The 10,705-nt window shown below is 70.6% G+C and carries 7 protein-coding genes; 5 read left to right on the top strand and 2 right to left on the bottom strand.

The genetic code is table 11. The features are described 5' to 3' along the window. Positions 1 to 9: 9 nt before the first annotated feature. The 5 genes from NON22_RS14155 (at position 10) to NON22_RS14135 (ending at position 8,452) form a co-directional block, all read left to right on the top strand. Positions 10 to 1,857 (top strand): hypothetical protein, encoded by a 1,848-nt coding sequence (locus NON22_RS14155; protein WP_257387590.1) that lies wholly within the window; start codon positions 10 to 12, stop codon positions 1,855 to 1,857. Further along, positions 1,854 to 5,615 (top strand): error-prone DNA polymerase, encoded by a 3,762-nt coding sequence (locus NON22_RS14150; RefSeq protein WP_257387589.1) that lies wholly within the window; start codon positions 1,854 to 1,856, stop codon positions 5,613 to 5,615. Before NON22_RS14155 ends, NON22_RS14150 begins: the two co-directional genes overlap by 4 nt. Positions 5,616 to 6,109: 494 nt before the next feature. After that, positions 6,110 to 6,976 carry a HEAT repeat domain-containing protein gene (locus NON22_RS14145; RefSeq protein ID WP_257387588.1) on the top strand — a complete coding sequence of 289 codons (867 nt, stop codon included), beginning with the start codon at positions 6,110 to 6,112 and terminating at the stop codon, positions 6,974 to 6,976. A gap of 28 nt (positions 6,977 to 7,004) precedes the next feature. Beyond that, on the top strand, positions 7,005 to 7,742 hold the full coding sequence (locus NON22_RS14140) for a hypothetical protein (RefSeq protein WP_257387587.1): 738 nt from the start codon (positions 7,005 to 7,007) through the stop codon (positions 7,740 to 7,742). A 212-nt stretch (positions 7,743 to 7,954) separates the two neighbouring features. After that, a complete protein-coding gene (locus NON22_RS14135) occupies positions 7,955 to 8,452 on the top strand; it encodes a hypothetical protein (protein WP_257387586.1) in 498 nt (165 codons plus the stop codon). 91 nt (positions 8,453 to 8,543) lie between these two features. On the opposite strand, the gene moeB is transcribed toward NON22_RS14135, so the two are convergent. Then, positions 8,544 to 9,707: a molybdopterin-synthase adenylyltransferase MoeB gene (moeB, locus tag NON22_RS14130; protein WP_257387585.1), complete on the bottom strand. Its 1,164-nt coding sequence runs from the start codon at positions 9,705 to 9,707 to the stop codon at positions 8,544 to 8,546. Positions 9,708 to 9,893: 186 nt separating this feature from the next. Then, positions 9,894 to 10,705, bottom strand: an 812-nt coding sequence (locus tag NON22_RS14125) for a molybdopterin molybdotransferase MoeA (protein WP_257387584.1), incomplete at its 5' end; no start/stop codon positions are given.

The following is a 10,705-nucleotide window of genomic DNA, read 5'->3' as shown; positions in this document are numbered from 1 at the left end:
CCCGGGCTCGTGCTCGCGACGGCGCGGGCGCTCTGCGCCGAGCTCGACGCGCGCCGGCGCGAGCCGGATGCCGAGCGCCAGGCGCTGGAACTGCTGGCGACCTGGGCCTATCGCTTCAGCGCGCAGGTCAGCCGCGGCGAACCCGACACGATCTGGCTCGAAGTCGGCGCGAGCCTGACCCTGTTCAAAGGCTGGCCGGCGCTGCAGCGGCAATTGCACGAGGAACTGCAGACCCTGGGCTTCGGCGCCTACCGGCTCGGCGTGGCGCCGATCGCAGCGGCGGCGCGCGTGCTCGCGCTGGTCTACGAGCAGATCGCCCTGCGCCAGCACGCGGCCCTGCGCACGGCGCTGGAACGCACGCCGATCGCGCTGAGCGGCCTGCCGGCGCAGAGCGTCGCGCAGTTGCAGGGCATGGGTTTTCGCGAGCTGCGCGATCTCTGGCGCGTGCCGCGCCTGGAGCTCACGCGGCGCCTCGGCCCTGCCGGCATGCACACCTTGGCCGTGCTGCGCGGCGAGGCCGTCGAAAGCCTCGCGCTGTATCAGCCGCCGGACCGCTTCGCGCGGCGCATCGAGCTCGACGCGCCGGTCGACAACTGGCAGCCGCTGCTGTTCCCGCTGCGCCGGCTCGTGAACGAACTCGCGCGCTACCTGCTCGTGCGCGACGGCGGCGTGCAGCGCTTCGAGCTGCGTCTCGAACACGAAGACCGCGCCGCGACGCGCGTGCCGGTCGGTCTCGTCAGCGTGCAGCGCGAGGCCGCCGCGCTGTACGAATTCTGCCGCGGCCGGCTCGAACGCGCGGCCATCGGCGCCGAGGTCAGCGCGATCGCGCTGATCGCCGACGACCTGCCGCCGTTCCGCCCGGGCCATCGCGACCTGTTCGAGCCGGCGCGCAGCGAAGGCCTGGACTGGCCCGCGCTGACCGAGCGTCTGCGCAGCCGTCTCGGCGACGACGCGCTGCAGCAGTTGGCCTGCGTCGCCGACCACCGTCCCGAACGCGCCTGGCGCTTCGTCGCGCCGGGCACGGAAACGCGCGAACCGGCCAGGCTCACGCGCGACGACGGCAAACCGGCGCGCGCCGGCCGACCCCGCCGAACCCGACGAACCGACGGGACCGGCCCGGCGCAGCCGGCATCCGACTCGCTGTTCGCATCGCCATCCCCGTCGACATCGCCGGAACCGCCGTCTGCGCCATCGCAACCGCCGCCCCCCGCAACGGCAGTGCCGCAGCGAGCGTCAGCCGCGGTCTCCGCAACGGCACAGGAATCGGCCATTGTTTCGCAGCGCGACGCCGCCGACATGATCGCAAGCGCCACGGCAGCAGGTGCCGGGCCAGCCGTCATGTCGACGGATACGGCATCGATCGCCCGCTCCGCGACGGGGTCGCGCGTCGAGAGCATGGCGGACGCGCGGCCCCTGGCGGCGGCACCCGACGCCGATCCTGCAGCCGAGGCACCGTTCTCCTGCATTGCGGCATTCCGTGCCGCGCACGCGGCGGGCTCGTCGTCCTCCTCGGTTGCGGCGCGCGGCGACGGCCGCGCCGTGAATACACGGCAACCCACCGTCGCGCTCGATGCCGCTCCTGCAGCGAACACATCGCCTGCGACGACCACCGCGCCCGGCCTCCATCCGGTGCCCCGCGCCGCGCGGCCGCTCTGGCTGCTGCCGCAGCCGATTCCGTTGCGCCAGCCGCTGACGCAGATCCTGTCGGGTCCGGAACGCATCGAAAGCGGCTGGTGGGACGGCGGCGACGTGCGCCGCGACTATTACGTCGTGCGTTGCGCCAGCGGCCAGCGCGCCTGGGCCTTCCTGCCGGCCGGCGCCGCGGAAGGCTGGATGCTGCACGGCTGGTTCGCATGAGCGACCAGCCCGTCGATCTTGCCGAACGTCGACGCCGCCGCGCGGCGCAGCAGGCTGCCGCCGGCGTGCGCGACGGCCGCAGCGAAGCCGACGACGGCGGCAGCCGCAGCGGCATCGACGTCGCTAGCGGCAACGACAACGACAATGGCAGCGGCATGCTGGCGCCGGCATCCACGTCTGGGCCGTCGTCACCGACACCGGCATCCGCTCCGATCGCCACGGAGCACAGCCCGGCCCCGGCCGGCCGCGCCTTCGATGGTCCGGCGCCGCAGTCAGCATCGACACCGACGTCTGCATCGCCAGCGGCACTGATACCGACCTCAGGTGTCGGGCAGAAGCCGGTTTCGCTCGCATCGCGTACCGTCTCGGAGCACGGTTCACCTCCGGCCGGTCGCGCAACGGACGACTCGCCGCCGCACGAAGCCGCGGTCGAATCCGGGGACGCCGTCTACGCGGAGCTGCACTGCCTGTCGGACTTCAGCTTCCAGCGCGGCGCTTCCTCGGCCGACGAGTTGTTCGAGCGCGCGAAAAAGCTCGGCTATGCGGCGCTCGCGATCACCGACGAATGTTCGCTGGCCGGCATCGTGCGCGCATTCAACGCCTCGCGCGACCACGACCTGCCGCTGATCATCGGCAGCGAACTGCATCTGCTGGACGGACCTGCTCTCGTGGTGCTGGTCGAAAACCAGGCCGGCTACAGCAATCTCTGCCGCATCATCACGCGCGCACGCCTGCGCAGCGACAAAGGCGACTACCGCGTCTGCCGCAACGACCTCGAAGACAGCAGCGCCGGCCTGCTCGCGCTCTGGCTGCCGGCGCTGACGCCGTCGGCCGGCCATGCCGCCTCTGCCCCGTCGGCGTCCCATGTCGCCCGTGCCGCATCGGCCGCGTCCGCAGCGGCAACGGCAACGGCATCGGACACCACTTCCGCATTCGTTGCGACGACGGCGTCCGCCGCGTCATCCGCATCCGGCGCGACCGCAAACCAGGCATCCGGCGGCATCGGCCCAGGCGCCGCGCACGGCCACGCCCGGCACGACGACCAGGCGCAGTGGCTGCGGCAGCTTTTTCCGCAGCGCTGCTGGATCGCCGTCGAGCTGCATCGCGACGGCACCGATACGCAGCGGCTGCAGGCGCTGCAGGCACTCGCGCAGCGCCAGGCCCTGCCGCTGGTCGCCGCCGGCGACGTGCACATGCACAAGCGCGGCCGCCGCGCGCTGCAGGACATCATGACGGCGATACGGCTCAACACCACGGTCGAGCAGGCCGGCGCCGCGCTGTTCCCGAACGGCGAACGCCATCTGCGGCCGCTGGCCGCGCTGCAGCGGCTCTATCCGCCCGAGCTGCTGGCGGCCGGCGTCGCGATCGCGCGGCGCTGCCGCTTCCGTCTCGATACGGTGCGTTACGAATACCCGCACGAAGTCGTGCCGGCCGGCCGGCGGCCGATCGAGCATCTGCGCGAGCTGACCTGGGCCGGCGCCGCCGGACGCTGGCCCGGCGGCATCGAGGAACGCCACCGGCGCCAGTTGCAGGACGAACTCGCGCTGATCGAGAAGCTCAAGTACGAGCATTTCTTCCTGACCGTGCACGACATCGTGCGCTGGGCGCGCACGCGGTCACCGCCGATCCTGTGCCAGGGCCGCGGCTCGGCGGCCAATTCGGCAGTCTGCTACTGCCTCGGCATCACCTCGATCGACCCGGTGCGCAGCAACCTGCTGTTCGAGCGCTTCATCTCCGAGGAACGCGACGAGCCGCCGGACATCGACGTGGACTTCGAGCACGAGCGGCGCGAGGAAGTCATCCAGTACGTGTTCGACAAATACGGCCGAGACCGCGCCGCGCTGGCCGCGACCGTGATCATGTACCGGCGCAAGAGCGCCGCGCGCGACGTCGGCCGCGCGCTGGGCCTCGGTGACGACCAGCTCAACCAGCTCAGCGAAGCCTATTCGCATGCCCACGGCGACATACCGCTCGTGCAGCGCCTGCGCGAATGCGGCTTCGATCCGTCGAGTCGCCTCGTGCGCCAGCTCGTCGCGCTGGTCGAGGAGCTGCGCGGCTCGCCGCGGCATCTGTCGCAGCACGTCGGCGGCTTCGTGATCTCCGAGCACCCGCTGCACACGCTCGTGCCGGTCGAGAACGCGAGCATGGACAAGCGCACCGTGATCCAGTGGGACAAGGACGACCTCGAATCGCTGCGCCTGCTCAAGGTCGACTGCCTCGCGCTCGGCATGCTGACCTGCCTGCGCCGCTGCTTCGACCTGCTGCGCGAACACTGCGGGCTCGACTACGAGCTGGCGACCTTGCCGCCCGAGGACGCCGACACCTACGCCATGATCCAGAAAGCCGACACCGTCGGCGTGTTCCAGATCGAATCGCGCGCGCAGATGTCGATGCTGCCGCGGCTGAAGCCGGCGAACTTCTACGATCTCGTCGTCGAGATCGCGATCGTGCGGCCCGGACCGATCGAGGGCGGCATGGTGCATCCGTATCTGCGCCGGCGCAAAGGGCTGGAACCCATCGTCTATCCGGAATCCACCCTGCAGAACGAAGCCGGCAACGCCGAACGCAAGAACCGCATCGAGGCCATCCTCGAACGCACCCACGGCGTGCCGATTTTCCAGGAACAGGTCATGAAGCTCGTGCAGGTCGTCGCCGGTTTCACGCCGGGCCGCGCCGACCAGCTGCGCCGCGCCATGGGTTCGTGGAAGCACGACGGCACGGTGGAAAAGTTCCAGAAGGAAATCTTCGACGGCATGCGCGCGCAGGGCTACGAAGCCTACGCCGAAGGCCTGTTCAACCAGATCAAGGGATTCGGCAGCTACGGCTTTCCCGAATCGCATTCGGCGAGTTTCGCGCTGCTGGCCTATGCGTCGTCCTACATCAAGCGCCACCACCCGGCCGTGTTCACCTGCGCCCTGCTCAATTCGCTGCCGATGGGCTTCTACGCGCCGGCGCAGCTGATCCAGGACGCGCGCCGCCACGGCGTGACCGTGCGCCCGATCGACGTGACGCGAAGCCACTGGCAGTGCACGCTGGAGCATTGCGGCACCAGTCATGCCTTGCGCCTGGGCTTCTGCCTGCTCAAGGGGGCATCCGAGAGCCTGGCGACGCGCATCGTCGACGCGCGCGCGGCGCGCGCATTCGCCGACGTCGCCGATCTCGTGCAGCGCGCCGCGCTGAACCGATTCGAAAGCGAGCGCCTGGCCGAAGCCGGCGCGCTGCAGCAACTGGCCGGCCATCGCCATCGCGCGCGCTGGTACAGCGCCGGCGCGGAACGCCTGCCGCCGCTGCTGGCCGGCGCGCAGCGCGCCGAGCTCGACGTGCGCCTGCGGCCGCCGAGCACGGCCGAGAACGTCGAGGCCGACTACGCGACCCAGGGCTATTCCCTGGAAAGCCATCCGCTGGCCCTGATCCGGCGCGAGCTGCGCCGCCTGCGCATCGGCGATTCGCGCAGCCTGCGCGAGCGGCCCCACGGCGCGCAGGCCTGCGTGGCCGGACTCGTCACGGTGCGCCAGCGGCCGCCCGAAGCCGGCGGCGTCACCTTCGTCACGCTCGAAGACGAATTCGGTCCGGTCAATCTCGTGGTCTGGGAACGCGTCGCGCTGCGCTACCGCCGCGAGCTGCTCGAATCCACCGTGCTGCGCGTCGACGGCCAGCTGCAGCACGTCGATGGCGTCTGCCATCTCGTCGCGCAGCGCCTGCAGAACCTGTCGCGGCTGCTGCCGCAGATCGACGTGACCGCGCGCAATTTCCATTGAACGCGGCGCACGGCCGCGACCGGTTCCGCCGACCGCCCTAGTCACTGCGGTCCTGGTCCTGGGGACCGAGTCCGACGATGGGTCCTCAGGGGACGGCTTCCGGAGCGGCGTCGAGGAGAACGAAGAGCCGGCGCCCGCTCTTCCGTCATCGCCGTCGACGGCGCGTGCGCCGCCGCGCCGCGGCCGGTTCCGGCGCGCCGCCGCGACGGCCGGACCGGCGATCCGCATCCAGGATTTTTCCGATACGGGAATCCGAAAAATCCTATACAAAATCGCATCACTCTCCGATGGCCCCGCAACCGCCCCGGCGCATACTGCCGCCACGCTGCGGCGCCCCGCCCTGCCTGGCACATCCGCGCCGTCCGTCATCCGGCGGCGCCGCAGCAAACCGGCCGCGTCGGTCGCGCGCAAGCGAATCGGCGCGACGCGTGCACTCCCTTTCGCCGTAGACGCTGCATGCGCGGCGTCGCTACGCCTGCACAATGAGGTCGACCATGAACACCGCTTGGCTGGGACTCGCCTTCGGCGCCTGCTGCGCCTGCCTGCCGCTGGGCCTCATGGCCCAGACCGCCAGACACCCGCCCGAAAATCCGATCGAGCTCAAGACCGGCAAGGAGCTGCTGCGCGGCGACGCCAGGGAAACCACCGACACGGCACGGCCCGGCACGCCGGCGGCCACCGACACCACGTTTCCGCGGGGCCCGCTCGGCGATTTGCTGCGCGCGCACATGCTGGCCATGGTCGGCGTGGGCACCGATGCGCAGCAGAAATACCAGGACGCCGAGAACGCCTACCAGGCTTCGCTGCGCGCGCTGCGCGAGAAAGGTCCCGAGGTCGTCAAGCTGCTCGCGAACGCGTATGCGCGCACGCCCGTGGACGACTACTTCCGGCGCTGGGCGCTGGTCGAGACCCTGCGCGAACTGCACAACCCGGAAGCGGCCGCGACCCTCGCCAGCATCGCCACGAGCGCGATTCCGGCCGAGCGCTACAAGAATGACGCCGAACGCAGTTCGATCGACGAGGAACTGCAGATCCGCGTCAACGCGGTCGAGGCGCTCGGCGAACTGGCCGGCAAGAGCAAGGCGGCCGAGTCGCCGCTGCTGGAGCTGGCCGGGAGCCCGCACATCGGCATACAGCGCGCAGCGATCCGCGGCTATCTCGCCGCTGCAGCCGCTCCCGAAGAGCGCCGCAGCCGTGCCGCGCGCCTGGAGCGCGTCATCCCGGCCGAACGGCGCAGCCTGATCTCGCTGGAAACCACCGACGTCAAGAGCGTTCCGCATCCCGCGATGCCGGAGAAATTCGAGATCGACAAGCGCCGCAAGCCCGAGGGCGAGCCGCCGCGCGCGAATCCGAAACGCTGATCCGACCACTCACTCTTCGAGGTGCGCCATGAACACGCTTCTTTCCCGCCTTGCGGTGGCCGGCCTGTGCGCGACGGCCGGCGCCGCGCTCGCCGACACCTGCGTCTACCAGCCCGGCAACAACAACGACAGCGGCGACAATTTCTACATCGCCTCGGTCTGCGAGCAGCGCTTCATCGACCAGTTCTGGAATCATTTCGACTTCGACAAGGGCGACTGGGACGACGGTTTCGGCTACGACGATCCGTGCAACGTGAACCAGCCGCTCGCGCGGACCTTCAACGCGCTCTATCTGCTCGCCTATTCGGCCCAGGACTACGCGACGTCGACGGGCGACTTCAGCGGCAACGCGCTGCGCTGGGGGTATCCGTATTCCGCGACGAAGATCGACGAGCTCGACGGCCGCTGCGGCTCCGGCGACAAGAACACCGGTGCGCGCGCGACGACCTACACCGGCCTGCAGGACAACCGCACCGTGCTGAAATGGCCGTTCTTCTACGGCGAAGTCGTGGTCGAGCGCGCCGGCACCGTCCTGCACGAGGCGCGGCATGCCGGCGGCAAGTCGCACAACGGCGGCACGGGCTGCCCGCGCAAGGCCTCCTGCGACACCAACTGGGCCTACGAGGGCGCGAACATGTACCAGGTGCTCTATCTCTGGTGGTTCCGCGTCGCCGGCACGCGCACGACGACGGCCATGAAGAATCGCGCACGCAGCGAGGCGCAGAACATCATCGACCGCGGCTTCAACACGAATCCGGGCTCGTGATTCCGTAGCGTTTCCCCGATGCCGCACCGCCGCCGTTTCCGGCGGCGGTCCGGGGCATCGAAATTGTGCCGCCCGATCCGCTACGCTGCGTCAACGACAGTGACAGCCGCGACGGCCGGTCGCCGTGCAGACCCGGCCGGCGTGCCGTGGCTTCCATGCGGCGCAGACGCCCCGGCACCACGTCGAGCCGGATCCGGACACGGCGGGAATCCATGCGCACGATTCGCTATCAGCGACACGAGTTCACCTGGCCACGGCCCCAGCGCCGACACGCCGAGCTCAGCGTTCTGGTCTACGACATACCCTATTTCGCCGCCTGCGGCGTCTTTCCGCCGCTGCAAGTCTGCAACCAGATCTTCGCCAGCGGCGGCAGCCAGGGCGGCATGAGCCCTGGCGCCACCTGGAAACCGTTCGAAATCGACGCCCAGGAATATGCCGAGCTCGTGGAAACGATTCGTTCGCTGGAGCCACGTACGCTGGCCGACAAGGCGCGCTACACGCACCACGCATTCGCTTTCGATCCCGGCTTCGACCACATCGCCGACCACCTCGAATGGGCGAGCGCGTCTGCGAAAAACACCGCGAAGCCTTTCATCGCCGACTGCACGGCGCCGCAGACTGAGTCGAACGCGAAGCGACGACGCACTGCCCGTGTCTTGCTGGTGCGGCCAAGAAATTTCGGACGGATTTCCCCGCAAGACAGACGCTGAAGAGGCGTAGCGCCGCTACGGCGACGAGCGGCAATGGCTTATCGGGCGAAAGACGCCGAAATTGTTCGATGCTTACCGGCGGGACAGGAAACTAGGCGCTCGCGCAGATCTGCGCGATATCCTCGTAACCAGGGAAGAACGCATCGCGGCCGCAGCCCGGACAGGCCTGATCGCGGCCCAGGCGCAGCTCGCGGAAGCTCGCGGCGAGCGCGTCGTAGCAGAGCAGCCGGCCGACCAGCGGGTCGCCGCGCTGCAGCAGCAGCTTGATCGCCTCGGTCGCCTGCAGCAGGCCGATGACGCCGGGCAGCACGCCGAGCACGCCGGCTTCGGCGCAGTTCGGCGCCTCGGCGGCGCTCGGCGGTTCGGGGAACAGGCAGCGATAGCACGGCGAATCGCCGCGGCGCGCATCGAACACGCTGACCTGTCCGGTGAAGCGGTGGATCGCGCCGTAGACCAGCGGCAGCGCGAGACGGCGGCAGGCCGCGTCGAGCAGATAGCGCGTCGGGAAATTGTCGGCGCCGTCGATGACCACGTCGGCGCCGGCCAGGCAGTCCTCGACGTTGGCGGCGAGCAGGCGCTCGTTCACGCATTCGACGTCGATGCGCGGATTCAGCGCGGCCAGCGCCAGGCGCGCCGACTCGGTCTTGCGCATGCCCACGCGCGCGTCCGCATGCACGACCTGGCGCTGCAGGTTCGAGCGCTCGACGCGGTCGTCGTCGATCAGCCGCAGTCGGCCGACGCCGGCCGCTGCGAGGTAAAGCGCCGCCGGCGAACCCAGACCGCCGGCGCCGATCAGCACGACGCGCGCGGCGCCGAGCCTGGCCTGCCCGTCGACGCCGACCTCGGGCAGCAGCAGATGCCGCGAGTAGCGCTCGGCGCTGTCCGCGTCGAGCCCGCCGCGCTGCACCGGCAGTCCGGCCGCTAGCCAGGCCGCATAGCCGCCGGCGACCGAAGCGACGTTGGCGTAGCCGAGCCGCTGCAGGGTATCGGCTGCGAACAGCGAGCGCTGGCCGCTGCCGCAGAGCGCGAGCACGCGCGCCGCGCGATCCGGCACGGCCTCGGCGATGCGCAGTTCGAGGAAGCCGCGCGACAGGCCCAGCGCTCCCTGCGGCGTGCCCGGCGCGCGCTCGGCATCGTCGCGCACGTCGACGAGCACGGCGCCGGCGGCGAGCTCGCGTGCGGCCGTCTCGGCGGTGACTTCCTCGATGCGGCCGCGCAGGTCGGCCAGCAACTGATCGCGTAACGGCATGGCCATGGCATTCCTCACTGCGTCAATCCCGTTTCAACGATAAACCCGCCGCGGCACGCCGCGTGACGGCAGTCGGCCACCGGCGTGGAACGGGCGCCTCGAGGGCGCCGGTGCAGGTCGTGGCGGTATCCGGCACGCGCCGACGTGCCGGGCCGCCGCGCCTTCGACGCTCTCCGCAGCCACCGCCCGGACTCAGCCGAGCGGCAGAATGTCGACGACTGCACCGGCATCGAGTGACACGGGCTCCTCGCCGATCGCGATGAGGCAGTCGGCTTCGGCGACGCCGTGCAGCAGGCCCGATCCCTGGCGCGCGAACGGCTTCACCCAGAGCGTGCCGTCGTCGCGGCATTCGCGCGAGGCGCGCAGGAATTCGCTGCGCCGGTGCGACTTGCGCAAGGCTTCGCTCAGCCGCGCACGCCAGCGCGGCCGCGCATCCGGATCGCGGCCGGCCCAGACCTCGAGCAGCGGACGCACGAACACCTCGAAGGTCGCGATGCCCGACACGGGATTGCCCGGCAACGCGAACAGCAGCGCGTCGCCGACAGCGCCGAACAACAGCGGCATGCCGGGCTTCATGCGCACTTTCCAGAAATCCACCGTGCCGACCTCGGCGAGCACGCGAGGCATGAAATCGGCTTCGCCGGCCGAGACGCCGCCGGAGCTCACGATCAGATCGGCCTCGGCTGCCGCGCGGCGCAGCGCGGCGCGCAGCGCGCCGGGATCGTCGCGCAGGTGCTCGTGGCGCACCACGGTCACACCGGCGGATCGCAGCATGGCCGAGAGACTGTCGCGGTTGGAGTTGTAGATCTGGCCGTAGCCCAGCGGCTCGCCGGGCAGGACGACTTCGTCGCCGGTGGTCAGCAGCACCGCGCGCGGCGCGCGGCGCACGTCGACCTCGGTCCAGCCGAACGAGGCCAGGCTGCCGAGCCGCGCCGGCGTCAGGCGCTGGCCGGCACGCAGCGCGAGCTCGCCGCACGCGTAGTCTTCGCCGGCCGCGCGCGTGT

Source organism: Tahibacter caeni (genome assembly GCF_024609805.1).
Lineage (GTDB): Bacteria > Pseudomonadota > Gammaproteobacteria > Xanthomonadales > Rhodanobacteraceae > Tahibacter > Tahibacter caeni.
Note: the sequence above shows the minus strand (reverse complement) of the source record. Positions and strands in the feature narration are given on the sequence as shown.

Coding starts and splice junctions, on each gene's coding strand:
- NON22_RS14150 (WP_257387589.1), top strand. CDS start 1,854: ATGAGCGACCAGCCCGTCGATCTTGCCGAACGTCGACGCCGCCGCGCG.
- NON22_RS14140 (WP_257387587.1), top strand. CDS start 7,005: ATGAACACGCTTCTTTCCCGCCTTGCGGTGGCCGGCCTGTGCGCGACG.
- NON22_RS14135 (WP_257387586.1), top strand. CDS start 7,955: ATGCGCACGATTCGCTATCAGCGACACGAGTTCACCTGGCCACGGCCC.
- moeB (WP_257387585.1), bottom strand. CDS start 9,707: ATGGCCATGCCGTTACGCGATCAGTTGCTGGCCGACCTGCGCGGCCGC.
- NON22_RS14145 (WP_257387588.1), top strand. CDS start 6,110: ATGAACACCGCTTGGCTGGGACTCGCCTTCGGCGCCTGCTGCGCCTGC.